General features: G+C 39.6%; 23 protein-coding genes and 6 pseudogenes. 10 read left to right on the top strand and 19 right to left on the bottom strand.

The window, feature by feature from the left end:
• Nucleotides 1–116: 116 nt before the first annotated feature.
• A complete protein-coding gene (locus RCG23_RS20880; protein WP_308177211.1) occupies nucleotides 117–329 on the top strand; it encodes a DUF3892 domain-containing protein in 213 nt (70 codons plus the stop codon).
• A gap of 41 nt (nucleotides 330–370) precedes the next feature.
• Here the strand turns inward: RCG23_RS20880 and mntR are convergent, their stop codons facing one another.
• The 3 genes from mntR to RCG23_RS20865 form a co-directional block, all read right to left on the bottom strand.
• Nucleotides 371–793 carry a transcriptional regulator MntR gene (mntR, locus tag RCG23_RS20875; protein WP_308177210.1) on the bottom strand — a complete coding sequence of 141 codons (423 nt, stop codon included), beginning with the start codon at nucleotides 791–793 and terminating at the stop codon, nucleotides 371–373.
• Between the two features lie 127 nt (nucleotides 794–920).
• The gene (locus RCG23_RS20870) at nucleotides 921–3,101 is read right to left on the bottom strand and encodes a DNA topoisomerase III (protein ID WP_308177209.1); all 2,181 of its coding nucleotides are present in this window, start codon (nucleotides 3,099–3,101) and stop codon (nucleotides 921–923) included.
• A gap of 131 nt (nucleotides 3,102–3,232) precedes the next feature.
• The gene (locus tag RCG23_RS20865; protein ID WP_308177208.1) at nucleotides 3,233–3,508 is read right to left on the bottom strand and encodes a hypothetical protein; all 276 of its coding nucleotides are present in this window, start codon (nucleotides 3,506–3,508) and stop codon (nucleotides 3,233–3,235) included.
• Nucleotides 3,509–3,761: 253 nt separating this feature from the next.
• Here RCG23_RS20865 and cspD point away from each other — a divergent pair, with 253 nt between their 5' ends.
• Entirely contained in the window at nucleotides 3,762–3,962 is a 201-nt protein-coding gene (cspD, locus tag RCG23_RS20860) for a cold-shock protein CspD (RefSeq protein WP_119113449.1), read from the top strand.
• A 57-nt stretch (nucleotides 3,963–4,019) separates the two neighbouring features.
• Here the strand turns inward: cspD and RCG23_RS20855 are convergent, their stop codons facing one another.
• Nucleotides 4,020–4,205, bottom strand: coding sequence for a zinc-finger domain-containing protein (locus RCG23_RS20855; protein ID WP_374049772.1), 186 nt, complete (start codon nucleotides 4,203–4,205; stop codon nucleotides 4,020–4,022).
• Nucleotides 4,206–4,219: 14 nt separating this feature from the next.
• A complete protein-coding gene (locus tag RCG23_RS20850) occupies nucleotides 4,220–4,876 on the bottom strand; it encodes a reverse transcriptase-like protein (protein WP_308177206.1) in 657 nt (218 codons plus the stop codon).
• A gap of 153 nt (nucleotides 4,877–5,029) precedes the next feature.
• Here RCG23_RS20850 and RCG23_RS20845 point away from each other — a divergent pair, with 153 nt between their 5' ends.
• Nucleotides 5,030–5,431, top strand: a complete 402-nt coding sequence (locus tag RCG23_RS20845; RefSeq protein ID WP_308177205.1) for a reverse transcriptase-like protein — start codon at nucleotides 5,030–5,032, stop codon at nucleotides 5,429–5,431.
• A 4-nt stretch (nucleotides 5,432–5,435) separates the two neighbouring features.
• Nucleotides 5,436–6,360 (top strand): annotated as a pseudogene (locus RCG23_RS20840) (DMT family transporter).
• A 36-nt stretch (nucleotides 6,361–6,396) separates the two neighbouring features.
• Here RCG23_RS20840 and RCG23_RS20835 read toward each other — a convergent pair.
• Nucleotides 6,397–6,666 carry a DUF6123 family protein gene (locus RCG23_RS20835; protein WP_308177204.1) on the bottom strand — a complete coding sequence of 90 codons (270 nt, stop codon included), beginning with the start codon at nucleotides 6,664–6,666 and terminating at the stop codon, nucleotides 6,397–6,399.
• A 36-nt stretch (nucleotides 6,667–6,702) separates the two neighbouring features.
• Nucleotides 6,703–7,199: pseudogene (locus RCG23_RS20830) on the bottom strand (divergent PAP2 family protein).
• 83 nt (nucleotides 7,200–7,282) lie between these two features.
• On the opposite strand from RCG23_RS20830, the gene sspL reads away from it, so the two are divergent.
• On the top strand, nucleotides 7,283–7,420 hold the full coding sequence (gene sspL, locus RCG23_RS20825) for a small, acid-soluble spore protein L (protein WP_308177203.1): 138 nt from the start codon (nucleotides 7,283–7,285) through the stop codon (nucleotides 7,418–7,420).
• A gap of 61 nt (nucleotides 7,421–7,481) precedes the next feature.
• On the opposite strand, the pseudogene RCG23_RS20820 reads toward sspL, so the two are convergent.
• The 9 genes and pseudogenes from RCG23_RS20820 to RCG23_RS20780 all read right to left on the bottom strand — a co-directional run bounded on the left by RCG23_RS20820 (nucleotide 7,482) and on the right by RCG23_RS20780 (nucleotide 16,732).
• Nucleotides 7,482–8,377 (bottom strand): annotated as a pseudogene (locus tag RCG23_RS20820) (5'-3' exonuclease H3TH domain-containing protein).
• Between the two features lie 86 nt (nucleotides 8,378–8,463).
• Nucleotides 8,464–9,309: a sulfurtransferase gene (locus tag RCG23_RS20815; protein WP_308177202.1), complete on the bottom strand. Its 846-nt coding sequence runs from the start codon at nucleotides 9,307–9,309 to the stop codon at nucleotides 8,464–8,466.
• Between the two features lie 16 nt (nucleotides 9,310–9,325).
• Nucleotides 9,326–10,072 (bottom strand): nucleotidyltransferase domain-containing protein, encoded by a 747-nt coding sequence (locus RCG23_RS20810; protein WP_308177201.1) that lies wholly within the window; start codon nucleotides 10,070–10,072, stop codon nucleotides 9,326–9,328.
• 43 nt (nucleotides 10,073–10,115) lie between these two features.
• Complete coding sequence (locus tag RCG23_RS20805; RefSeq protein WP_308177200.1) at nucleotides 10,116–11,900, bottom strand: dynamin family protein; 1,785 nt, start codon at nucleotides 11,898–11,900, stop codon at nucleotides 10,116–10,118.
• A complete protein-coding gene (locus RCG23_RS20800; RefSeq protein WP_308177199.1) occupies nucleotides 11,884–12,945 on the bottom strand; it encodes a hypothetical protein in 1,062 nt (353 codons plus the stop codon). Before RCG23_RS20800 ends, RCG23_RS20805 begins: the two co-directional genes overlap by 17 nt.
• A 134-nt stretch (nucleotides 12,946–13,079) precedes the next feature.
• Nucleotides 13,080–13,775, bottom strand: coding sequence for a dynamin family protein (locus RCG23_RS20795; protein ID WP_308177198.1), 696 nt, complete (start codon nucleotides 13,773–13,775; stop codon nucleotides 13,080–13,082).
• Nucleotides 13,776–14,077: 302 nt separating this feature from the next.
• Nucleotides 14,078–14,648: pseudogene (locus RCG23_RS20790) on the bottom strand (isoprenylcysteine carboxyl methyltransferase family protein).
• A pseudogene (locus tag RCG23_RS20785) lies at nucleotides 14,649–15,736 on the bottom strand (type III polyketide synthase).
• A gap of 222 nt (nucleotides 15,737–15,958) precedes the next feature.
• Nucleotides 15,959–16,732, bottom strand: coding sequence for an SDR family NAD(P)-dependent oxidoreductase (locus RCG23_RS20780; protein WP_308177197.1), 774 nt, complete (start codon nucleotides 16,730–16,732; stop codon nucleotides 15,959–15,961).
• Nucleotides 16,733–17,478: 746 nt separating this feature from the next.
• Here RCG23_RS20780 and RCG23_RS20775 point away from each other — a divergent pair.
• The 3 genes and pseudogenes from RCG23_RS20775 (at nucleotide 17,479) to RCG23_RS20765 (ending at nucleotide 19,773) form a co-directional block, all read left to right on the top strand.
• Nucleotides 17,479–17,625: a cytochrome c oxidase subunit 2A gene (locus tag RCG23_RS20775; RefSeq protein WP_308177196.1), complete on the top strand. Its 147-nt coding sequence runs from the start codon at nucleotides 17,479–17,481 to the stop codon at nucleotides 17,623–17,625.
• A gap of 22 nt (nucleotides 17,626–17,647) precedes the next feature.
• Nucleotides 17,648–18,133 (top strand): cytochrome c oxidase subunit II, encoded by a 486-nt coding sequence (locus RCG23_RS20770; protein WP_308177195.1) that lies wholly within the window; start codon nucleotides 17,648–17,650, stop codon nucleotides 18,131–18,133.
• Nucleotides 18,123–19,773: pseudogene (locus tag RCG23_RS20765) on the top strand (b(o/a)3-type cytochrome-c oxidase subunit 1). Before RCG23_RS20770 ends, RCG23_RS20765 begins: the two are co-directional and overlap by 11 nt.
• A gap of 84 nt (nucleotides 19,774–19,857) precedes the next feature.
• Here the strand turns inward: RCG23_RS20765 and RCG23_RS20760 are convergent.
• Nucleotides 19,858–21,366: a carboxypeptidase M32 gene (locus RCG23_RS20760; RefSeq protein ID WP_308177194.1), complete on the bottom strand. Its 1,509-nt coding sequence runs from the start codon at nucleotides 21,364–21,366 to the stop codon at nucleotides 19,858–19,860.
• 171 nt (nucleotides 21,367–21,537) lie between these two features.
• A complete protein-coding gene (locus RCG23_RS20755) occupies nucleotides 21,538–21,771 on the bottom strand; it encodes a DUF2249 domain-containing protein (RefSeq protein WP_308177193.1) in 234 nt (77 codons plus the stop codon).
• Between the two features lie 128 nt (nucleotides 21,772–21,899).
• On the opposite strand from RCG23_RS20755, the gene RCG23_RS20750 reads away from it, so the two are divergent.
• Nucleotides 21,900–22,052: a hypothetical protein gene (locus RCG23_RS20750; RefSeq protein WP_308177192.1), complete on the top strand. Its 153-nt coding sequence runs from the start codon at nucleotides 21,900–21,902 to the stop codon at nucleotides 22,050–22,052.
• A 136-nt stretch (nucleotides 22,053–22,188) separates the two neighbouring features.
• Here the strand turns inward: RCG23_RS20750 and RCG23_RS20745 are convergent, their stop codons facing one another.
• Nucleotides 22,189–24,552, bottom strand: coding sequence for a nitric-oxide reductase large subunit (locus RCG23_RS20745; RefSeq protein WP_308177191.1), 2,364 nt, complete (start codon nucleotides 24,550–24,552; stop codon nucleotides 22,189–22,191).
• Between the two features lie 214 nt (nucleotides 24,553–24,766).
• On the opposite strand from RCG23_RS20745, the gene RCG23_RS20740 reads away from it, so the two are divergent.
• Complete coding sequence (locus RCG23_RS20740; RefSeq protein WP_308177190.1) at nucleotides 24,767–25,456, top strand: Crp/Fnr family transcriptional regulator; 690 nt, start codon at nucleotides 24,767–24,769, stop codon at nucleotides 25,454–25,456.
• Nucleotides 25,457–25,476: the final 20 nt, after the last annotated feature.

Here is a 25,476-nt window from a genome sequence, read left to right as displayed (position 1 = left end):
TTCCCCATTTCACTTTCTTTAATCTCACAATTACTTACTTCGGTACTTAAATCTGAAATCCTTTTTGTTTATTAATATGGAATTAGTGTAAAACTAAATGAAAGGAGGTAATGTTAATGGAAAAATTGATAGCCCTGCACCGTAATCACTCAGGCAGCATTATCAGTTTTGAAACATCGGAAGGGCGGATAATTTCTTACAAAAAAGCTATCCAGGAGGCAGAAGAAGGGATTTTGGCTGGAGTACAGAGAGCCGAGGATGCTGAAGGTAATATCTTCTTACTTCCAGAAATGCATCAGTCCTTTGACCAAATGCCAGAGATATACTAAAAGCACCTGACTACCATGTCAGGTGCTTTTAATAAATGTATTTATTGTTCATCATTTTGTTTTTGAATATCTCTTAACGCTTCAATGCGGGAGGATTCTTCTTCAAAAAATTGCACCAAATCCCCTATTCTGTCAATCGCGTCCCAGCTCAGATGATGCTCTATTCCTTCTACATCCGCGTAGATATTTTCATCTTTGACACCGATTATTTTTAAAAGCTGTTCAAGCAGTTCATGCCTGTATACAAGGCGCTTGCCAATTTTTTTACCTTTAGCGGTTAATACAAGCCCCCGATACTTTTCATAAACAAGGTATTCGTCCTTGTCCAGCTTTTGAACCATCTTAGTCACTGAGGAAGGATGGACTGATAACGCTTCAGCAATATCCGATACCCTTGCGTAGCCTTTATCTTCTATCAAAATATATATTTGTTCAATGTAATCTTCCATGCTAGGCGTTGGCATCCGTATCCCCCTATAACGTAAAAAATAAGCCATTAAAAGTTTACTATATAAACGAATGATAGACAAGGCACTATGTCACCACATTTGCTTCTCCAGTATTCAAAAAAGGCTTTTCCACTGCAATGTACTATTTTTTTGCAGCAGCCTGGACACTGCTTTTTCCCTCGAATAAAAAGCTGAGTTTTCCTTCCTTTTCATCCCAAGCAAGCCTGGCATTAAAGGTTTTATCCTTGTTTTTAAAGCCTTCTATCGTTTCTGTAGAACCTTCAGCCAACAGCATTTTTATGTTTTTTTGGGTGATTGCCTTACCCAGTATCTTTTTGGAAAGAGTAAAATCGCATTTATTCTTTTTATAATTGTTACATCCATAAAAGGATCCTTTATCAATGACCTGCCCATCACATTTTTTGCACGAACCAAGCTTAGTAAAGCTTTTTTGTTTTTTCTTGCCTGGAGTAAAGGTTTCACGAACCTCCTCAGAAAATTCCCACTCCTCAGAATGAGTGACACTTGAAGAAATCAGATGAAGAACCATCTTATTTGTCTGCTCCATAAAATGCTTTGGTGATGCTGTACCTTCAGAAATTTCCTTTAGTTTTTGCTCCCATTTTCCAGTCATTTCAGGTGAAGCAAGTATTTGCTCCCCAATTGCATCAATTAATATCTTTGCTTTTGCGGTAGCATAGACCAGGTTCTTATTCACTTCTATATAAAGACGATCCTTCAGCATCGTTATAATTCCTGCTCTTGTGGCTTCTGTTCCCAATCCTTCTGTTTTGCTTAAAATTTTCTCCAGTTCTTTATCTTCTATATGTTTTCCAGCCGTTTTCATCAAGGTGATTAATTGTCCCTCAGTATAGCGTTTAGGCGGCTGAGTTTGGCTCTCCTTCACCTCCACACTCGCAGTTTTCCCCTGTTCTCCTTCAGATAGCTGTGGCAATGCAGGCTCATTATCCTTCTCCTTTGAATGGAGCACCTTTCTCCAGCCTTCTTCAATTTGGACTTTGCCTTTCGAGATAAAAGAAGCACGCCCATCGACCATCGTAGTAACGGTTGTATATTCTGCAATTGCTTTATTATAATGAGCGGCAATAAGGCTAGTTACAATTAAATCGTATAAAATCCGTTCATCAGGAGGCAGCTTCTCAACATTCGGTACTTGTTCAGTCGGAATAATCGCATAGTGATCTGTCACTTTTTTATCATTTACATATCTTTTATTTTCAATGATCGAAGTGATCGGCAGCGGAAAAAATGCTTGATAGTCATTTATCCCGCTCAGTTTTTTCAGAATGTCAGGGAATGCTTCAGCCTCCCCTTTTGTCACAAACCTTGAATCGGATCGGGGATAGGAAACGTTCCCTTTTTGATAAAGCTTTTGAAGGACATCCAGAGTCTTCTTCGGAGGAAACTTAAAGCGTTTATTTGCCTCAGCCTGAAGTGCGGAGAGATTATAAAGCATCGGAGGAAGAAATTCCTTCGTTTCCGCCAGTACTTCTGAAACCCTTGCAGGCTTGTCTTTACAAAAAAGGGCAATCTTTTCAGCCAATTCCTTTGACTGTACCCTTGTTTCTCCATCCTTCTGCCACTTGCCTGCATATTTCTTCCCATCTATATTAAATTTTGCTTGAACTTCCCAAAACGGTTCAGATTTAAAGTTTTCAATTTCACGTTCCCGTTTTACAATCAGTGCCAGTGTCGGCGTCTGCACCCTGCCAACCGAAAACACATCGGAGAAGCCTTGTTTTTGTAAAAGAAGGCTGTACAGTCTCGAAGCGTTCATACCCACTACCCAGTCGGCACATGCCCTAGTGTATGCTTCAAAATATAAATTCCGTGTATCATTTTCGTTTAATAAATTTTTGAAGCCTTCCCTGATGGAATTAGGTGTAAGCGATGATATCCATAAACGCCTCATTGGCTTTTTGCAGTTGGCCAGCCGAAGAACGTTTCTGATAATTAGCTCACCCTCACGCCCGGCATCTCCTGCATGAATGACACCAGTCACCTGAGGATTGCCTGACAGCTTTTTTATAATGGAAAATTGCTTCGCTTTATCCTTTGTCACTTCATATTCGAATTGGGATGGGATAATCGGCAAATTGTCCAATGTCCATTTTTTCCACTGAGGCTGGTATTTTTCTGGGGGGACCAATTGGCATAAATGTCCAATAGCCCATGTTACATAGGCACCTTCCGTGAAAATCTCATTAGGAAAAATTTCGATATAATCACTATGTTTCTTGCTTTTAAAAACGGAAGCAAGCGTCTTTCCCTGGTCAGGTTTTTCAGCAATAATCAATATCATATAAATTGCTCCTATCTTAAAATAGCTTCCGAATTCATTTTAGCCATGCTATGTCAAAATAGTAAAGAAAAAATAAACCCCTGTAACAGAACTGTCATTCTGCTGCAGGGGTGGCAAAATATCGGGTACATTTACTTTGAAGATGAATCCTGATGGTACCATCGATCATTTGTAATGATATTTGAAACTGTCAGGATTAAAGAAGGCATTCTTTCAACCTCGAAAATGATGGCACCGATTTTTTTAGTAAACATGATAAAGGCCTCGCCATGTGAAAATGAAGACAAATCCGTTCCGATATGAAGAAGTGACAAAAGAATTGCCTGTTTTTCTTCGGAATCGATCATAATGTTTGGTGAAAATCTTAAAATCCAATCCTCTCCCTCGATTGAAAAACGGAACATCATCTCACCCTTATACAATTTTTATTAAAGAATATGAGATTACTTTATTTTTATGTATTGGTTCTTCTAATTACTATTTTAATTTTTCATAATATTATTGCATCAATCTTCAAAACTAACAAAATAACGCTTACAATCCTTGACTGCTCTACTTTATTCATGTATATTTAAACCATCATAAATAGGTATTATTTATGAAAATATTCATCTTTGGCATCATAATGGTGTCTTGAAAGGCATAGGAGGAAACAGGATTATGCAAAACGGTAAAGTAAAATGGTTCAACAATGAAAAAGGTTTCGGATTTATCGAAGTTGAAGGCGGCGAAGATGTATTTGTACACTTCTCAGCTATCCAAGGCGAAGGTTTCAAGTCTTTAGAAGAAGGCCAGGAAGTTTCTTTCGAAATCGTTGAAGGAAACCGTGGACCTCAAGCTGCTAATGTAGTGAAACTATAATTAATAGCAAGGCATATAGAAAGGCTGGCGAGATCGCCAGCCTTTTATTTTTTATTATTAGGACAGTTTTCCGCCAAATTCCTTCAATTTATCCCCTACCGTACACTCATTAATACAAAATCGATGTGCTCTCCTTCGTCCGCCTTCTTTTTTAATTTGCTTGTGCAGGAAGCAGCCTTCGCAGTAATACCCCATTACATATTCCATATTTGCAAGCAGTTCTTTTCTTTCAGCTTCCTTCACTTTCATCCCCCCTATTACAGCAGCTGCGTCCGGCTGTATATTTCCTTTCCTTCTAATGCCTGGCTAGCCAGCTTATCGGCTTCTTTATTTTCATTTCTTGAGATAGCCTTATATTTGGGCTCTATTCCCATCTGCTTAAGCTTTGCTTCAATCCTGTCCAACCATCGATTTAATACATCCTCATAGCATGGCCATTCCCCTTCTAGCTGCTTTAGCACTACCTGAGAATCTCCCTGAAATTCACACGGAAGATGTTGTACTCCCATTTCTTCAAGTAAGGTCACCGCAAAATAAAAAGCGGCGTATTCTGCTTCATTGTTCGTATCCATTTCATTTACGACTTGATTAGCCCGGATTCTGAATTTCTTCTTCCCCTGCCTAAAAAAAATAACCGCTCCCAGGCCAGCACGATTCGATTCTTTCTGAAATCCGCCATCAAAGTAGACAACAAGGTCGTGCGGCTCTTCTTCAATTTCCATTAATAATTTTTTCATTTCCTTAAGGCTCCATGAAGTGCCGAGCTCATCATAAAAATACAAATCTGCTGCTTTCCCGGTCTTTTCAAGCTCTTCTGCGGCCCTGACAGCTGATTCGCCGTCAATCATGTCAGAAGTAAATAAGATTTTATCGAGTCCTTTTACTTTATAATTCCATTCCAGCTTATATTTCATTAATCTTCAGCCTTTCGAAATAATTTTCCTTGTTACAAAAGGGCTTTTCATTTATAGTACCCAACTTTCATGAATAATGCGATTCAAACCGCTCTGCAAGTATCGACTCTTTTATGGTACACTCTTTTTATGTAAAAAATGGAGGTATGACAATTGATTGAAGTCTATATAGATGGGGCTAGCGCCGGGAATCCAGGGCCAAGCGGCGCAGGCATTTTCATAAAAGGCCATGGTTCTGCCGACAGATACTCCCTTCCGCTTGGTATCATGTCAAATCATGAAGCTGAATTTCATGCCTTTATAAAAGCACTTGAAATCTGCCTCGAAAATGGCTATTCTGTCGTTTCCTTCCGAACGGATTCCGAACTTGTTAATAGGGCGGTTGAAAAAGAGTTCGCAAAAAACAAGAATTTTGCCCCGCTACTCGAAAAAGCTCTTGATCTTACAAAAAAGTTTGATTTATTTTTCATGAAATGGATTCCAAGCCTGGAAAACAAAATGGCAGATGAACTTGCAAGGCTGGCCATCCGGAAAAATAAACAGGAGGAGAATTGACCTCATGAAAAAATCTCTATTTGCTGATATAAGCCTGCTGCTGGTTGCTTTTATCTGGGGCATGACGTTTGTATTGGTGCAAAATGCGATTGACTCGCTCCCGCCATTTTCATTTAATGGTGTGCGTTTTCTCCTTGCTGGCCATCCTGCTTGGCTTATGGCTGTTTATTTTTGAGAGAAAACAGTTGGCACTATTCAATAAAAAAATGCTCCTATCCGGAATTTCTATCGGCTTTTGGCTATTTCTTGGATACGCAACCCAAACCATCGGCCTCTTATATACTACTTCTTCCAAAGCTGGTTTTATTACAGGATTAAGTGTTGTCCTTGTACCATTGTTTTCACTGCTGCTAATGAAGCAGGTTCCTGGAAGCAACGCAATTTTCGGAGTGCTCGTAGCGACAATTCGCCTTTTCCTGCTTACAATGACAGATGTAACTTCATTAAATTTCGGCGATGGAATGGTCTTTATATGCGCAATAGCTTTCGGCTTGCATATTATTTTCACTGGCAAATACAGTGAAAAATATCCATCCCTGTTGTTGACGGTTATTCAAATTACAACAGTAGCCTTTCTTTCGATTATCTCCTCGTTTTTATTTGAGGACTGGCAAAGGGCAATCAGCCCAGATATTTTATTGTCACCGAAAGTTCTTTCTGCCCAGATCGTGACGTCTGTGTTTGCAACAGCACTGGCTTTTTTTGCCCAGACCAGCTTTCAAAGGTACACAACGGCTACGAGAGTGGCACTTATTTTTGCGATGGAACCCGTATTTGCCGCTATTACTGGTTACGTCTGGGCTCATGAACATCTATCAAAAAGTGCCCTCATTGGCTGCGCATTAATTTTTGCAGGCATGATCTTTGCAGAGCTTCCTGCAGGAAAGTTTGCCTTTTTGTCCAAAAATAAAAGAACTTTTGAGGGGTAAAAAAAATAAAGGGCATGCTCTTGGCAGCATGCCCTCTTATATTGCCAACAGCTCTTTTTCCTTCACGAACTGTATGGCATCCATTCTTGTCTCTATTTTGTTGGAAATAAAGGTCTCAAGCAGAGACATATAAAAGCTTCCATCAAAATGCCTTTGTGCTTTTAATGTCAGCTCGATTGCTGCATTGATCAATTCGTCTGATGCATTTGTAAAGTGCTTTCCAAAATAAATGAAACCAATTGCATCCTCTTGAAGCTGAAAGCCTTTTCCCTGCAGCATGTGAAGATACTGTTCTACCGTCCGCACTGACTAAACCATTCCTCTCCAGACACACTAAAACAATTACCTTTTAAATATTACTCTAGAATTCGACAATTTTCTATCCTTTTTTGTAAGTAAATGGCAGGCAATCCCCATCAATACTCCCAGCAATGCTCCTCCTACCACTTCTTCGGGTTGATGGCCAAGCATTTCTTTTAGCTTTTTGGGAGAATTCTCCTTAAATCCTACACTTTCATCCTTATGGATTTTTTCCATTAAATCGTCCAGTGAATTTACCTTAAGTGTTAATTCCCCTGTCTGGCGGCGGATACCCTGTGCATCATACATGACAATAAGGCCGTAAACAAGTGAGAGGGCAAAGTCAAAGGTTGGCAATCCCCGTTTTAAGGCGATATATGTGGTAAGAGATGCAACCCCGGCAGAATGTGAGCTCGGCATGCCTCCAGTCTGGAAAAACAATTCGGGGCGCCATTCCTTTTTTTTATAATAATGAATTGGAATTTTCAGGCCTGTGCAAGGCCAATGCTCATTAATGCTAAGTAGACTCCTTTGTTCATTTCCTTCACCTCTTTACTATTGTTAAGAAAGCTGTGTTTTATTATTCCCTATGGTGATACTAAGAAAACAGGAGGTGAACCTATTGAGCAAAAAGAACCATTTACATCGCGGTGTAAAAGCACCTGGTGTAAATCCTCAAGGATATGGCCAGGATGCTGAGTTTGCAGAGGAACCAAAGAGCAAGCTCGAAAATGCTGCAAAAAAGAAAAATACGAAGTAAACAAATAAAAGTAAGAAAAGTAAAAAGCTGCTCCGTCAGGCGGAACAGCTTTTTTATCTAATCAGGACGCGGGAATTTCTTCCTTCGGCAACATGCGGTGAAGTCCCCTTAATTCCAACTCGGCAAATGCGCCCATTACTTTCTCAGAAGCAAATTTGAATTCTGCCTCTTCAAGAGTACAGTTTACAGGAACATCACATTTAATTTCCGCAAGAATCCTTGATAAATGGAGCATTTCTAAATCCTGCTCAATTTTGGATTTATGCGATTTTGACAGATTTTCAAGATTGGCAAGTATTCCTTCAATATGTGCAAACTCTTTTAGCAGCTTAAGAGCAGTCTTTTCACCTATCCCTCTAACACCTGGATAATTATCGCTTGGATCACCCATAAGTGCTTTTAGGTCAATCATTTGCCTTGGGGATATTCCTTTTTCATCAAAAAAGCTTTGCGGTGTATGGACAAGATAGTTACCATACCCTTTCTTCAGCAAAATAACAGAAATGTCATCATCCAGAAGCTGCAATATATCCTGGTCACCTGTCAGAATCGAAACAGACGCAAAGTCCTTTGACTGTTTTGCGATCGTGCCAATGCAGTCATCAGCCTCAAATCCCGGCAAACCGATGTTTGGAATATCAAATGCTGATACAACTTCCTTAACAAGGTCAAATTGAGGTATGAGTTCCACAGGAGCTTCTGAACGGTTTGATTTATATTCCTGGAACATTTCCGTACGGAAGGTTTTACTGCCCATATCCCAGCATACTGCAAGATGCGTAGGCTGAAATGAAGATACAGCTGTTAATAAATGTTTTACGAAACCGTGAATTCCATTGGTTGGAACTCCTTTGGAATTTATCATAAACTGACCTGTTACAGCAGTCGCATAAAAAGCTCTAAATAACAGGCCATACCGTCAACAAGCATTAGAGAGGGTTTTTTTGTTTGTAACATTGGTAACCTCCAAAAGAAATGATTTTATCATTATAACACAAATTGGTATCTCTTTTGAGAGTATATTAATGGATAACCCTCGGATTCTAAATATCCTGTTTATCTGTTTCAATTGGATTTTCGTCGTACGAAATCCAATCACTGAAGCTGCCGACATAAAGCTTTACATTTTCAAAGCCCGCTTCCTTTAGGGCAAGAAAATTCGGTGCTGCCGTTACACCAGAGCCGCAATAAATGATGACCTCTTTTGATTTATCAATTTTCGAGAACCTTTGCCTTTGTTCATCTACAGATTTATAGAAGCCTTCTCTTAACCCCTCAAACCATGGATAATTGACCGCACCAGGTATCCTGCCTGCCTTTTTGTCAATGGGCTCCTCCATGCCTGAAAATCTTTTCGTTTCCCGTGAATCAATTAAGATTTTATCAGGATTAAGGGAGGAAGACAGTTCTTTTACCTCTTTATATTCCGCCATCAATTCCCGGCGGAAATTCGGCTTATAGCTTGTTCTTTTAAAGGAGGGAATTTGTTGTTCGGCAGGGAAATCATTGGCTGCCCAAGCCCTGTATCCCCCATTCAAAACAAAAACGTCTTTATGGCCTATATACTTCATCATCCACCAAAATCTTGCAGCAAAGGAGCCCTCCCCATTATCATAGACAACAATTTGAGAGCTGTTACCTATTCCTGCCACTTCAATTTTTTGAATGAATTCGCTCATATCGGGAAGCGGATGGCGTCCGCCATGGATTTCCGGAGCAGCAGATAGATCCTTTTCCAGGTCGAAATAGACGGCTCCAGGCAGATGATTTTTCATATATTCATTTCTGCCATTTTCAGGATTACTTAAAGAAAACCGGCAATCAATAATCTTTACCATTGGATTGTGCAAATTCTTAAATAGCCATTCTTTTTCAACAATGCCTTTCATACTGCCCCTCCTCTATTTATAAAATTCCAAGTATTTCTCTGAGCCATTGTTCCATCAAATCGAGTGACGGCTGTTTTTTTGAAAGCTCTTCGCCTAGTTCATTGTATTCGTATGACGCTGCTAATAAATGGATAATACTATCCGCCTGTTCTTCTGACAATAGCTGATTGTTCCGTTTAGTACTAGCAAGCAGCTGGTATCCTTCGAATAATTCTGGTTGGTGTATTTCCGCAGCTCGAATCATTTCAAACGGCGAGGATATCTCTTTAAAAAGCAAAATGCCACTGCTGATTAGCTCGGCTCTGACAGCATGGATGAGCTGCTTCTGCCTGCTAGCATTAAAGACCTTTTTTTGGACTTCTTTCAGATTGCGGGTCCTTAATGATTGATAGTGTTTATACAATGAAAAGGGTGAATATTCATTTCTAATGAAGCCTTTTAACTCACTGGTAAAAGGCTCAGCCGCCATATATACTGCTGGAGAAAATGCCGATTCATAGATACCCGGGTTCGATTTTAGAATGAGATCCAACGTTTTATAAATATCAAATCCGGTCGCATCATAGGGTGAGGTCCAGTCCAACACATCGGGAGCTTTTCTCAGAGCAAGATAGTTTTTCATGTCACGATGCCGATATATGAAACGAACATCATGGTCTGACGTCGCCGATTCTATATTCCATGCCCTGCTGCCCGCCTCACAGGCAAACAGAATGTCAATTTGATATTCATCTTCTAGACGGGACAGCCATTCTTTTATCATCGTATTCATCACTTTAGAAAAACCAACTTTCCAAAAATCACTATTATTTCAGTAGGTTAATCTTCTCCTCGATGGATTCAAGGTCTTTCGTCAAAATACCGCCCTCCATAGCAGTCAGAAGGCTCACATAAAAATCGTCTGCCTGTTCATTCAAATGGGCAAGAAGTAATGAAAACTCCTTATCCATTAACCTTTCATAAACGGCTTGCAGCCTCTCCTTTTGCAGAATGAGGTATTCATCAGCGGGACTTTGAAGCACAGTATACAATTCTTCGCTCATATGTTTCTTTTCATTTTTTTCAAAAAAGGACTTTGGATTTTTAAAATAAGACATAGCCTTGGAAAATTCCTGCTTGTTCATATGATTAAATGCAGTTGTAAATTCGATTTCGTCCTTAAAGGAGAATTCCCTTTCTGAAAAGGACAAATCGCTATTAATTTCTGCCAATTTATCTTCCATGCTTTTTTTATATTCTCTCATCAGCTTGATAGCATATTGTTCCAACCGCAAGAGGGTTGCCCGCATTTCCTGTGCAAAATCAAAACCAAGGCTTTCAAGTAGATCTTCCAGACAGGAATTCAAAGCCTTTTTCATATTTCGTCCGTCGTCCTTTAGCTGTGATGGATTAAACGACTCTTTGAAAAAATCGCTAAAGCGAAGGAAAACTCTTTGTTTAATATAAAAAATTAATTCTTCTGTTTCCTGAGATAATCGTGTCTTTAAATAGCCGACAGATTGTTCGCCAATAAGCTCCTTGACAGCCGTTTTTTGAATTTCTATCTCTACACGTTTTTTTTCTTTTGCTGTGTCATCTTCTAGTGAGGATTGTATTAATTTCCGAATCCTTTCCTTGAGACGGATCAGTTCATTTTTGGCAGAGGTAAGGGCAATGTCCGCAAGATCATGTGAGATAAAATGATAAAATTCACGTTCGAATGCTTTCATGCCTGACGATAGTGAACGAGTGCCACCTTCCTTCTCCTGCAATGCAAGTAAACTCGAAAGCGGGAAGAGATGTGGCTTCCTTATTCCAAACTTCAATAGCTGATCTTCAAGATATGAGGTGACCGAATTCTTCTCTTCTTCATTTTCAGCCAAATCGACAGCATTGATTATAAAAAACATTTTATCCAGTTGGAACGATTCCTTTACCCTTCCAAGCTGTATTAGAAATTCCCGGTCTGCTCTTGAAAAGGCATGGTTATAATAGGTCACAAACAGAATGGCATCGGAATTTTTAATGTATTCAAAGGCAACCCCTGTATGCCGGGCATTTATCGAATCCGCTCCTGGAGTATCCACAAGCGTGATTCCTTTTCTCGTCAGTTCGCAATCGTAATAAAGCTCAATCCATTCGACAAAACAAGATTTTTCCTCTTTAGCAACAAAGTCCGCAAAATCTGCAAGGGTTTTTTCAATTGTTTCTCCAAGGATATCTTCAAATAGCTGATATCCATTTTTGAAGGCCAGCAAAAAAGCAAAATGCGTTTTCTCGATACTAGTCTCCTGCATATCTTTTTCGAGGACAACGTTAATCCTTTCAAGAGCTTCCTGAAAACCAGACGCACTCTCTTCAAAGATATTTAGAGAGCGGTTTACATCCTCTAACATCGATACAGGATCCTTAACTTTAACAAGAACCGTTCCGTGTCCATACTGATCACTAATAGGCTTTATTTTATTAATGGCCGCGGTCGTCGGATTTGGTGAGACAGGCAGCACCTTTTCTCCAATCAAGGCGTTTGCAAATGATGATTTACCCGCACTGAATGCTCCAAAGAGCGCAACAGTAAACCCTCTATTTTCAAGTCTATCTGCTTTTTCCATTAGGCCCTTGCAATTTTGCTAAAGCCTGGAAGATCAGCCACAAGGCCGGAAGCTTTTTTAGGCGCGCGGTATAGACAGGAACCTGAGGGTTATCTGACACTTCAAATTCACTTTCAACTGTTTCTTCTTCTAAAGGTTCAACTGTGTTTGCTTCAGAAACTGGTACCTGCTCTTCATTAGTGTCTGTGCCGCGTATGATGACCATATCCTCTTCTTCAGAATGAAAGAAATCGGACTTTGCAGATGTTAGTTGGACTGGTATTTCAGTCAGGATCTTATTCACTTCTAAGCTTCGCAAATCATCGAATTCCTGCTGTTGTTTAATTTTTTCATATGCTTCAAGCAATGGTAAAACCTTTGCTGATTCGTTTTCATACTTCTTTTTCATGCTGCTATTTTTACTAGTAATCGCTTCGCGATATTCCTCTTTGAAAACGGATAACTGATTTCTTGCAAGCTTTAAAATTTCATTTGCCACGTCTTTTGTATAATTTAAAACATAATCCCCTGAAAGACGCGCACCAGGCTTAACTGCACTTTCCAGAAGCCCTTTTTGAAATTGGACTGTAAAGGACTGTGCACTAGAATTCAGTTTTGGCTCATTTATGCCTTTATTTTTTAGAAGTCTAAGAAGAAATTCACGAATATGCCATTCAAGCTGTGACTTTGCTTTTTCATGAATATCTTCATAAAATCGCTCAAGCCGGGAATTCTTTTCATCCAGAGTTTTTTGTTTTGAAAATAAAAAGCCTACTTTAAACTCTGACTGGCATGACTCCAGATAACTTTCAGCCAGCTCCCTTGTCTGATAAGGCATTAGATATGCGTTTTTTAAAAGGGTTTCTGTTTCATCTTCAAAGGAACGAATATCCTTCTCCATTTCGCCATCAAGATCCTTAATGGCAGTAATTAGATCTCTATAGATTGATGGCAGCGAAGCTTGTTCCTCTTTCGGAATCTCCTCAAGCAAATCCATAAAGGCCAGTAGACCATTGTCAGACTGTATTTTTTGCATGGACAAGTGGTCAAGAGCCAGCTTTTTCATAGATGAGATAATAGACGGCGTTAATAGTTCGTCCTTTTCACTTAATTTTGCCTGAATAAAATTCTTTAACTCACCAAATTGATTTTGGGGATTTTCCTTGTCTTTTAATGAGGTGTAATAGATTCCCGCAGGTTTTACCCCCAGGAGGCAAAAGATTCCTTAACGCTTTGCTTAAAATCACGGAAGCTAAGCTCTTCCTCCTGATGTTTATCAATTTGATTAATGACAAGATAAATATCTTTGCCTGACTGTGTTAATTCTCTTGTAAACAGAAAATTCAATTCAGCCTGAACATGATTATAATCCATTACATAGAAGACCAAATCAGCGAGATGTATGGCTGACTCTGTAGCGATGCGGTGTGCATCATCTGCGGAATCTATTCCTGGAGTATCCATAATGACGGCGTTTTCCGGCAGGCTTGAATTGTTATGGCTGATTTCAATCTCTTCGATTTGGTCGCCATCCTTGCAGAAATTTTTTACTAACTCATAATCGTATGGAGCTAAATATAAGCGAGGTTGATCTTTTTTAAAGAAAACCTTTGCGTATTCTTCTCCCGATTTAACCCTAACGAGGTTGGCGCTGGTAGGAATCGGACTTGAAGGCAATAATTTTTCTCCGATTACAGTGTTAATCATCGTTGATTTTCCAGCAGAAAAATGGCCGCAAAAGGCTATCGTGAATTCCCGCTTTTCAAGCTTTTCCCCCAATTGTTTTACTTTTGAGGCTGTTACCCCATCCTGTTCATTCATTAAATATTCATATAATGAAATCAATCTGCTTTTTAATGTCAATGCATTCTCTAGCTGGTGACCGGTTCGAATCATGAACTTACCCCTTAACATTCTTATTTATCTTTTTATTTTATACGATAATTCAAACTTTTTCTAACAAATAAAAACCAGGGGAGCAACAACTCCCCTGGCATAAAAATAATTATATGTTCAATTATGAAGCGCTGGATACGTTTTTTAGTACGTGTTTCATAACAAATGCATAAACGACTACAGTTCCGCCTACAAAAGCAAGAGTCATATGTAACACCTTCCTTGATGAAAATGTATTGAGAATGATTTTCAACCTTAATTAGAGTTTAACATGTTTGATAATCATTTTCAATACACACTTGCTAACTGTCATATTTCTTTAACATTTCCGGTACAAAACGGTTGCAGTTCCCAAAAGCCCCTTCATATTCTGTTAACGATTTGAGTGCCTGCTCTTCAGCTGGAATACGAATAGATAGCATGGCAATATTAAGGACTGTAAATACCGCAGCTGTAATATATGCCTCGAACATAAGGGGAATCACGATAAGTTCAAGCGTGACAATCACGTAATTTGGATGCTTGATATATCTGTAAGGCCTTTTCGGACTACATTTGCGTTTGGCAAAACGATAATTTTTGTATTCCAGTATTTACCAAGAGAAGATAGTGCCCACATTCTTACAAACTGAGTTATTAAGAAAACAGGCAGAAGCCATATCCAGTATGTAGATAGTGTGTTCCTAAAAATCACCACTTCAAACAGAAATGAAACAAAAAATAAAAAATGCATAGAGACTACCATCCCATAATGGTCTTGGCCAATTCAACAGCTCCATTCCGTTTCATCCATTTCTCATTTCTTCTCGCAATGATAAGCTCTGCTAGCCTTTGAAAAACAATTACAGCAAAGAAAATATAAAAAAGTTCCATTCAGCTCCACCTCATGAGTAACATTTCCGAACTAAAGCCTGGACCAAGCGCAGCTCCAAGTCCGTATTCACCTGCTGGAATTTCCATCTCCATAAAACGTTTCAAAACATAGAAGATTGTAGCAGAGGACATGTTTCCAAACTGCCTTAAAACATCAAGTGAGATTTCGTTCATTTCAGGGGCAATTTCCAATGATTTAACGTAAGCGTCCAGCACTTTTTTTCCCCCTGGATGGGCAATAAAATGATTGAGCTGAGAAATTTCGAGTCCATTTTGTTCTAGAAAGCCACTTACATTGGGCTTTAGCCAATTTTCGACGATGCTCGGAATGTCCCTGGAAAATACAACATACAATCCTTGATTTTTAACCTCCCACCCCATTACATCGAGTGAATCAGGCATCAGTGTCGATTGTACTGCAATTATTTCTGGCAAAGACCCCATTCTTCTTTTTCTGTTCATATGGGATTTATCTCCGGATACGAGCGCACAGGCTACACCATCAGCAAACAAAGAGGTACCGATCAGATTGCTCTTAGATCGGTCATTGCGCTGGAAGGTCAGGCTGCACAATTCTACTGAAAGGACAAGCACCTTTGCATCCGGATAGGCAAGACAAAATTCATAAGCCCTGGATAAACCTGAAGCACCGCCCGCACAACCAAGGCCCATATGGGAATTCTTTTTGTATTGGGTGAAAAAGGCAAAACATTCATGATTCTGGCATCTATACTTGGAGTTGCCAGTCCTGTTGTCGAAATAAAGAAGATGGCATCAATTTCTTCCGGATGGACTTCTTCTTTGAGAAAGGTTTTATTGTTAAGGCACTTTTCAATCGCTTCCTTTCCAAGGAAAACGGCAGCTTCTATATATTCTTGATTCTTTTCTTCAAAGCTCCAATCCTCTCTAAACCATGAGAGATCCTTTACGAAATGCCTCTTTTCAATTTGTCCATTTTGAAATGCCCTCAGCAGCCTCTCAATATCTTTAAAAGACTCCGAGAATAGGTCGCGGGCAAAATCCATGGCCTGATTCTGTTCAATGCGAAAACGGGGAATGGCTTCAGCAATCGAGATGATAGTCGGCATCAATTTTTCTCCTTTAGCTTGTGTTGAATATTTTTTCCAACATTTACTTATTTAATTCATCACTGAGCCTTTTCCCTAATTTTCTTCTATGTATACCCACTAAAACAAAAAAAGCTTCCCACACCCGGGGGAAGCAATACGTTTTGAAGGGCGTTGTTGTGCAATATCAGTATACCCTGCTCGCGAAGACAAATCATTGCAAAATCTTTTCCAGCTTTTAAATTAAAATCCCTGAATGGTCATTCCTCCGTCCACAAACAATGTTTGGCCATGGACATAGTTTCCTGCGTCAGATGCTAAAAATACAACTGGACCTACAAGTTCTGGCAGTTCGCCAATCCTTTTCAGAGGTGTAACGGCAAGAATATCATTCACATATGCTTCATCCGATAACAGTTTTTCAGTCAGTGGGGTTTTAAAATACCAAGGTCCTATTGCGTTGACATTAATATTGTATTGACCCCACTCCAATGCCAATACTTTCGTCATCTGAATCAGGGCAGCCTTGGTTGCTGCATAAACCACTCCTGTTCTTAATGCTACATGCCCTCCGACAGAGGTTATAGAAATAATCCTTCCTCCTGTCCCCTGCTCCTTCATAACTCTGCCTGCCTCCTGTGACATCATAAAAGCAGACTTCAGGTTTGTATCCATGATTGTTTTCCATTCGTCATCCGTAACTTCCAATGCTTTTGAGCGGATATTCATCCCTGCATTATTCACAAGGATATCAAAACCTCCCCATTCATCTTTTATTCTATGAATTGAATCCTGAATTTCCTCTCTTTTGGTTACATCTGTTGGCAGAATCAAAGTCCTTTTTCCTAATTTATGTATGTATGATGCCGTTTCTTCGAGGTCTCCTTCCGTTCTTGACATTAGGGCAATATCTGCGCCAGCTTCAGCAAGGCCAATCGCCAGGGCACGTCCGATTCCTCTGCCCGCTCCGGTCACCACTGCTTTTTTTCCATCCACTTTAAAAGAAGGCAAAAACATTTATTCATCATCCTTTCTAAAATTATTATTATTATTTTAACATACGGTTAACAGAATTTTCAGCACAATATTAAAAAGCGCAAGCGCCCTGGTTAGCCCCGACAGGCATAAGACGAATCACGCAGGAAATCCTGATTTCTGGAGTGATTTGGCTTATGACCCCGAGGGGCTGGGCGCTGGAGCTAGATTAATACAACTTGTTAGAAATTACACACATCATTTTATTTTATGATTTCCTAAACAAAGAAAAATGAGGGATGTCCTGCCAGGTAAACCCTCATTTATTATCATTCTGCTGTTTTTGTACTTCAATCCATATTTTATTCTTTGCCAAAGTACCGCAGATTTTGCATTCCTGTTCCTTATCATAAAGGAGACGGCATAAATCGCAATAAAACTTATTCAAAGTTATACACGCTCGCTTCCGCAAAATACCATTATATTTATTATCATATTTTGCCGAAACAAAAAGGTTCCATTTATTTATCCGTTCCAAGTTTTAATAACTTTTTATCAACAACTTATATCACACCATTGTTGTTAATATTCACATATCTTTCACATCTTCAGAAGGGGAAATGTGATTTAAATCACTGATATACCGGGTTTTTAACCTTAACATAGTAATTACCTAATAAAGAACAATTTGTGAACTCTGAAAATGCATCTTTTTCTTTCACGATTGTTTTGTATTATGAAATAGAACTAATATTTCGTTTTTAATTTTCAGAAGGGAGTGCTGGAAAATGGCGCAAGCGAAACTAAAAGCTAAACCAAAAAAAGATGAGGAAAGCGCTTCACTTAAAGGGACAATGGCTTCCGTTGCATTTTTAGGAATCTTCATTATTGTCACCTGGTTAAGTGTTTACTTCTTATTTGTAAATCGCTTTTAAGTTATAGAAGGGGGAAATGATCATGCATATGCATAAATTAGAAAAAATATGGCTGATTTTCGGCGTAGCAGCTCTTATTGTTTTTTTATCGACAATCGGAGTAAGCGCATTCTATCTTGGAAATAAGCCGCCAAGCTGTTTAACAACCATTAATCCTGAGAAGGTCGATCAGACCGCACCATTTAATAAACCAGGCCTTCACAAAGTGGAAGGAAAAGAATGGGATTACGAACTGGTTTATGTTGCTCAGGCATTCTCATACAATCCTGTTGAGGTGAAAGTACCGTTAGGAGCAAAGGTAAAGGTTATCGCAACTACTAAGGATGTCGTTCACGGGTTTGAAATGGCCGGTACAAACATCAATATGATGCTTGAGCCTGGGTATGTAAGCGAGTATGTGACTACATTTGATAAAGAAGGCGAATATTTAATCGTTTGTAATGAATATTGCGGAACAGGACATCATTTAATGAGTTCAAAAATCGAGGTGGTAAAAGATGCTAAATAATTCAACAAAAATTAAAGTCGATCCACGGGATGCAAAGCTATCAATGGCACATTTTTATGTCGCCTTTACAGCACTGGGGCTTGGCGGGCTTATGGGTCTTTTGCAGACTCTCGTTCGCTCAGGAAAATTCGAGCTTCCCGGCGGAATTGGCTATTATCAAATTTTAACGGTACATGGTGTACTTTTAGGGCTCGTTTTAACAACCTTCTTTATTATGGGATTCCAATATGCCGCTGTAAGCAGAACTGCCGGCACACATTCTGACCGCGCCGACTGACAGGCTGGATCGGTTTCTGGGTCATGACAACCGGTACTGCAATGGCTGCCATCATGATTTTAATGAATAAAGCAACTGTTTTATATACATTCTATGCACCACTTCAAGCTCACTGGATTTTCTATCTTGGCTTGACATTTGTTGTAGTCGGCAGCTGGATTGATGGTGCGGCACAGATTATGACTTATATGAAATGGAGAAAAAATAATCCTGGCAAGCCACCGCTTCTTAGCTTTATGGCTGTGATCAATACCGTTTTATGGATTATTTGTACAATTGGTGTTGCTGCTGAAGTATTGTTCCAGCTTCTTCCTTGGTCTCTTGGATTGATTGACCGTGTTGATGTTCTTGTTAGCCGTACCCTTTTCTGGTATTTTGGACATCCACTTGTTTATTTCTGGCTATTGCCTGCATATATGGCTTGGTATGTAGTAATTCCAAAGGTTATCGGCGGAAAAATTTTCTCCGATTCCCTTGCTAGATTATCATTTATATTGTTTCTATTATTCTCAATTCCTGTTGGTTTCCACCATCAGTTAACTGAACCAGGAATTGATCCTGCATGGAAATTTATCCAGGTTATTTTAACATTCCTGGTTGTTATTCCTTCATTGATGACTGCATTTGCCTTGTTTGCGATGTTTGAGTCTGCTGGCCGAGCAAAGGGTGCAAAAGGTCTTTTTGGATGGATCAAAAAACTTCCTTGGGGAGATGCCCGCTTTACTGTTCCTTTTATCGGAATGGCTGCATTCATTCCTGCAGGAGCAGGCGGTATCGTAAATGCTTCCAATCAAATGGACCAGGTTGTCCATAATACGATCTGGATTACAGGACACTTCCATCTAACTCTTGCAACATCTGTTGTACTTACTTTCTTCGGGATTTCTTACTGGCTTATTCCGCATTTAACCGGGCGGAAACTCACTAAAAAAATGAACAAACTGGCGCTAATCCAAGCTTGGGTTTGGCTAATCGGTATGACGTTCATGTCTGGCGCTATGCATGCTGAAGGACTTTTAGGGGCTCCAAGGCGTTCTGCTTTCTCTGAATATATGGGGCCAAACAGGCTGCCGAATGGATTCCTTATCAAATTGCACAGGCAATCGGGGGAAGCATTTTATTCCTTGGCATCATCCTAATACTGATTATTTTCATCAACCTTGCCTTCTTTGCTCCTAAGGGAGAGGAAGAATTCCCGGTTGGAGAACAAGCTGAAAATGCTGAGGCAACTCCAATGGTGTTGGAAAATTGGAAGTTATGGATTGGCATCTCTGTTGTCCTTATCCTATTTGCATACACCATTCCGTTTATTGATATGATTCAGAATGCCCCAATTGGTTCAAAAGGGTTTAAAACCTGGTAACTTAATAGATAATCAGAAAGGTGTCCAATCGAATATGATTGGACACCTTTTTATGTTATGTGCTTATCTTCCCATCTCTGGTGATTAATTCAGCTGATAAACCCTTCCGTACTTTTCATATAAATAGTCGGTTAAGTATTTCGCATTAAGGCCTTCTCCGGTAACATCCTGGAGAATTTCAAGCGGTTTTTTTAGTTTTCCATACTGATGTACATTCCTTGTAAACCATTCCTTGATTGGAGCCAGGTTACCCTCCTCAAGCAGCTGATCATAATTCGGAATCTCTTCCAGCATCTTGTTTTTAAATTGCGCCGCATACATATAGCCTAGTGCATAGGATGGGAAATAGCCAAAGCTTCCTCCTGACCAATGAACATCCTGAAGAACGCCCTGTGAATCTGATTCAGGCCGTACACCCAGGTATTTTTCATACATGTCATTCCAAATTGTTGGTAGGTCCTTTACCTCAATTTCATCATTAAACAGCCCTTTTTCTATTTCATATCGGACAATGACGTGAAGAGGATAGGTTAGCTCATCTGCCTCAATTCGGATAAGTGAAGGCTTTGATTCATTGATCGCTTTGTAAAAATCATCCATATTCACATCATCAAATTGACCGCTTGCATATTTTTTAAGCAGCTCGTAATTATTTTTCCAAAAGGAGTAATTCCGGCCGACAAAGTTTTCGTAAAACAGAGATTGAGATTCATGGATACCCATCGATGTTCCGGAACATAGAGGAGTTCCAATTAGATCCTGTGATATATTCTGTTCATATAATGCATGACCGCCTTCATGTATTGTTCCAAATACAGCTGTACGGAAGTCCTGTTCATCATACCTCGTTGTAACCCTGACGTCTCCCGGGTTTAAGCCAGTAGCAAAAGGATGGACCGTTTCGTCAAGCCTGCCTGCGTCGAAATTATAGCCCATTTGCTTAAGAATTTCGAGACTGAATAGACGCTGCTCTTCCTTAGGGAAGGTTTTAAAAAGAAAATCGGTTACTGGCTTCTTCTCTGATTCTGAAATTTGCTTAACGAGGGGAACAATCTTTTCTCTCAGCTCACCAAATACCTTATCAAGCACTTCAACGGTTATTCCTGGTTCATACATATCCAACAGTGTATTGTATTTATTTCCCTGATGGCCCCAGTACCCGATAAACCGTTTCGTCATTTGAACCAATTTCTCTAAATAAGGGCGGAATAGTTCAAAATCCGATTTTGCGCGGGCTTCCTCCCATACACTTTCTGCTTTTGACTGCGTTACAACGAATTCCCTGTATTCTTCTGCAGGTATTTTTTTATTGCGGTCGTATGTTTTTTTGCATTCTATGAGAATCTTTTCAGTTATTTCCGAAAGATTAGCACTGGAAAGATTTGCTATGTATGCCGCCATTTCTTCAGAAGTGGACATTTTAAACACTTCAGAAGATAGCATGCCGATTACTTCTGACCTCTGCCCGATTCCCTGTTTTGGAGCCCCAGTCCGTAAATCCCAATAAATTAAGCCGAGTGCTTCGTTATAGGCTGTCATCTTTTTTACATACTCTAAAAACTCTTTTTCAAATTGCTCCAGCTTTTCACTCATTATTCTTTCACCTCTCTTAATATATACCTGACTATTTTATCATATTTTTCTGAAAAGTATCAGTTTAGTGATTCTTTAAAAATCAAAAAAAACAACAGAAAAATTCTTCTGTTGTCAAAATTATGGGGAAAGGATTATCAGAAAATATTGTGCTAAAAATCGTAAACAGAATTATTTTTTATCAATTGCCACTTTCCAGATTTCAGGTCCTTCTTCAATATACTCCCAATTAAACTGTTCTGGGCGCTCCATCATAAACTGATAAAGAAGTGGCCGTGGATCGTGGTCATTAATAATTTGCATCGTCTCTCCACTTTTTAAGCCATCAAAGGTTTTAAAAATGGTCGGATGCTTTTCACGCGGCGGATAATCAGGGACATTTACAATTGCAGTAAAAGTTTTCAATGTTTCCACTCCTTTAATATTTGTTTACCTTCTCTTGTATTATAAAATAGTGATAGGCGAATTTTAGTGAGGCCTATCACACTTCATTGATGATTTTTATTATAGGAGAATCCTTGGGAGGGAACGCGATGAAAGAGCTGGTTGGCTTGTGCAGTCAATGCGGTAAGGAAGTTTTTTGTTTAGATGGGTTCTTTTCAGGAATCGTTACAGAAGATAAAAAAATCCTTTGTTTCGAGTGTGACGAAGAAATAAAGAAAACTCGCCGATTGGCGAGCCTTTAAGGGCGATGACAGAGGCGTAGTTGCACTTATGCGCGATAGGAAAGTATAAACTAGAAAAGTTTATACTTTCCTATTAGCCGAAAAAGAAGAATAAAAATCCGTAAAGCGCTGCTTTACGGATTTTTTCATCATAGGATTAATCTTCATCTGCAGCGAGATCTTTTACTGGCAGAGGTTCACCTTCTTTATGGGTTGGTTTTCTTAAATTGAATATTGCTTTGATGCAAAATGCAAGTAGGCTTGCAACACCAATCAAGAAAATAGTATCTGGAACCGCGCGCCAGGTTAATAATGTCTGGACGATATCCTTTTGTAAAAATGCTGATGAGCGGGAAGCTGCGTAACCGTGGTAATATGCTTCCTTAATTTGCAGGAATCCTGCTGGCAGCAATGATGCAAACACCATACCTGCAAGCCCTATATTAAGCGCTAAACAGCTGAATTTGATCCATTTGTCATTCCAAGCTTCTGGTTTAACAATGTTTCGTAAAGAGTAAAGGAGAACCGCACAGGCGAACATTCCGTAAACACCCATCATTGATGCATGGCCGTGGGTAGGTGTCAGGAACTGGCCATGTTCAAAGTAGCTGACTGCTGGCAGGTTAATTAAGAAACCAAGTACACCCGCTCCAACAAGATTCCAGATAGCAACGGAGATAAGGAACCAGAATGTGCCTTTGTAAGGGAAATTCACTCCGCCATCACGCATCATACGGTATTGCTCATATGCTTCAAGTATTAACAATGTTAATGGAATAACTTCGAGTGCAGAGAACACAGCACCCAGACCCAGCCAAATTTCTGCCGAACCATTATAGTAATAATGATGTCCGATCCCAATGACGCCGCTGCCAAGGAGCAGGATTAATTGGAAGTATAATGCTTTAACAGTTGAACTCTTTGTAACCAGATTCATTTGAACCATTAGGAAGCCGATAACTACTACTGCAAATACTTCAAAAATTCCTTCTACCCATAAATGGATAATCCACCAGCGCCAGTAATCTGCAAATGTAAAGCTTGTTCCAGGGTTAATGAAGAATGCGAAAATATAGAATAGCGGAACTGCAATTGCTGAGTAGAACAATAGGTGAATGAGCCCGCCTTTATCTGTTTCGCGCCTTAAGCCGCTTCTGATACCACGATAAACGATAAACAGCCAGATTAGCATTCCTACCACGAGAATAACCTGCCAAATACGGCCTAACTCTAAATACTCCCAGCCCTGGTGACCTAATAAGAACCAGTTGTTGCCAAGGTAGCCATTCGCTCCAAGCCATTGACCGACCATGCTGCCAACAACGAGAACGACAAGTGCCCAAAATAAAATATCTACTAATAATCCCTGCTTCTTTGGTTCATGTCCCCCAACAAGAGGAGCTATATAAATTCCCATTCCGAGCCACGCTGTTGCAATCCAGAAGATGGCTAGCTGCAGATGGTAACCTTTTGTAATATTAAAAGGAAGAATATCATGAATCCACTTCATTCCGAAAAAGCTTTCAGGCTCTATATAATAGTGAGCAAGCAATGCCCCGAACATCGATTGGACAAAGAACAGTGCTGCAACAATTACAAAGTACTTTCCTGCTTTTCGCTGCGAATTTGTTACAGGTATTTTCCTTAAATCCAATTTAGGAAAATTTCCAGGAGTATATGCTTCCTGCATTCCAAGATGATAACGATAAAATACGAACAGGATAATTCCGACAAATAGGATTAATACTGTTACACTTGCTCCGCTCCACCACACTGCAGAAAATGACAAATGGTTTCCTGCATCTTCATAATAAGGCCAGTTATTTGTATAGGTAATTTTATCTCCTTGGCGGACAGTGCTTGAAAGCCAAGCTGTCCAGAAGAAGAAATCAGAAATTTGCTTGATCTGGTCTCCGCCTGCAACATAGGCGCGGTCTCCGGCTGGCAAATCCTTTTCATTGATTAAATGTGCTTTAAGTCCCCAGCCATCGCCTTTAGTGAAGACATTTTTATAATAATCCCTGACTCTTTCAAGCCCGAAAGCCTGTGCATCAGTTAATTTCATTGTATCTTTTGAACTGTTATAACGATTTTTACGCATTTCTGTTATTACATTTTTACGGATGACTGTTTGTTCGTCATCTGTTAAACTCGCAAAATCCGAACCGAATTTTTCCTCTGCTTTGAAATCCTGCATTCCCTGAGTGTACACCTTCAATGCTTCAGCTGTATAATCCGGTCCCATATACGATCCGTGACCTAGAACTGTTCCATAATCCATTAAACCGTACTTTTGAAAAACCGCCTGTCCACCCATGATTGTTTTCTTCGTCAATAGGACATCGCCTTTTTCATTTGTGACCTCCATTGGCCTTGGTGCCTGTTCCTTAAAAATCCAGTAGCCTCCCCCTAACAAAACAGTGAAGCTTAGCAAAATGGTGATAATTAAAATGGACTTTAAAAGTGCGTTTTTATTGGCTTTCACCACTTTGTTTGTTGATGTTCCCCGCTGTATTTCCATTACCATTCATCCCTTTCGTGTGGTTTACATTTGTATTGTAATGGCTGTGAGATGATTAATAAGTGAAGCTGCTCATTCTCCTGGTGTGATATTTAGCACAGGAGTGAGAATTATTTTCAAAAAGAGTTCAAACTATGATACTGGTCACTTATTTGAAAAACATTCCCTGCTAAACTCTATTTATATTAGAAGTTTTTCAGTAAAGGTGATGAAAATGAAAACAGAAGAAATCATGAAAAGGCTGGCCGCAGTTCCTATCTTTAAGGAACTGACTGAGGGTGAATTAACCCCGTTTGTAAAAATTGCACAGACAAGGATTTATAAGCAAAAAATGTATGTATTCATGCAGGATGACAGATTGGACCGTGTTTTCTTTATCCATTCAGGAAGAGTGAAAATTTACAAAACAGATTTTTCAGGCAAGGAACAAATCGTTTCAGTGCTGGAGCCTGGTGAGATGTTCCCTCATGCTGGATTCTTCAGGCAGGGCAGTTATCCTGCACATGCAGAAATCTTGGAGGACGCCGTCTTAATCGTAATTCCAATTGATCAATTTGAAGAAATTTTGATTACCTACCCCGAGCTTTGCATTAAGCTCTTCAAAGTATTAGGAGAGAAAATAGTCGATTTGCAAAAGAGGCTCGAGGAACAGATTCTCCATAATACATACGAACAAATCATTCTTCTTTTAATCAGACTGTGCAAGTCTAATGCGGAGCAAACCGGAACACAGTTCAAGCTGACAGCTCATTTTACAAATCGTGAGCTTGCGAATATGATTGGCACTTCCAGAGAAACCGTCAGCAGAACGATCAACCATCTTAAAAAGAAGGAATACGTCAGCCAGGACGAAGCTGGTTTCTATCTGATTGATAAAGAAGCACTAAAGCAAGAGTTATTTTAAAAATTTCAGAATATAGAATG

It is taken from the genome of Neobacillus sp. PS3-34, assembly GCF_030915465.1.
Taxonomy (GTDB): Bacteria; Bacillota; Bacilli; order Bacillales; family Cytobacillaceae; genus Neobacillus_A.
The sequence above is the reverse complement of the archived record's forward strand: the minus strand, read 5'-3'. Positions and strand labels throughout refer to the sequence as shown.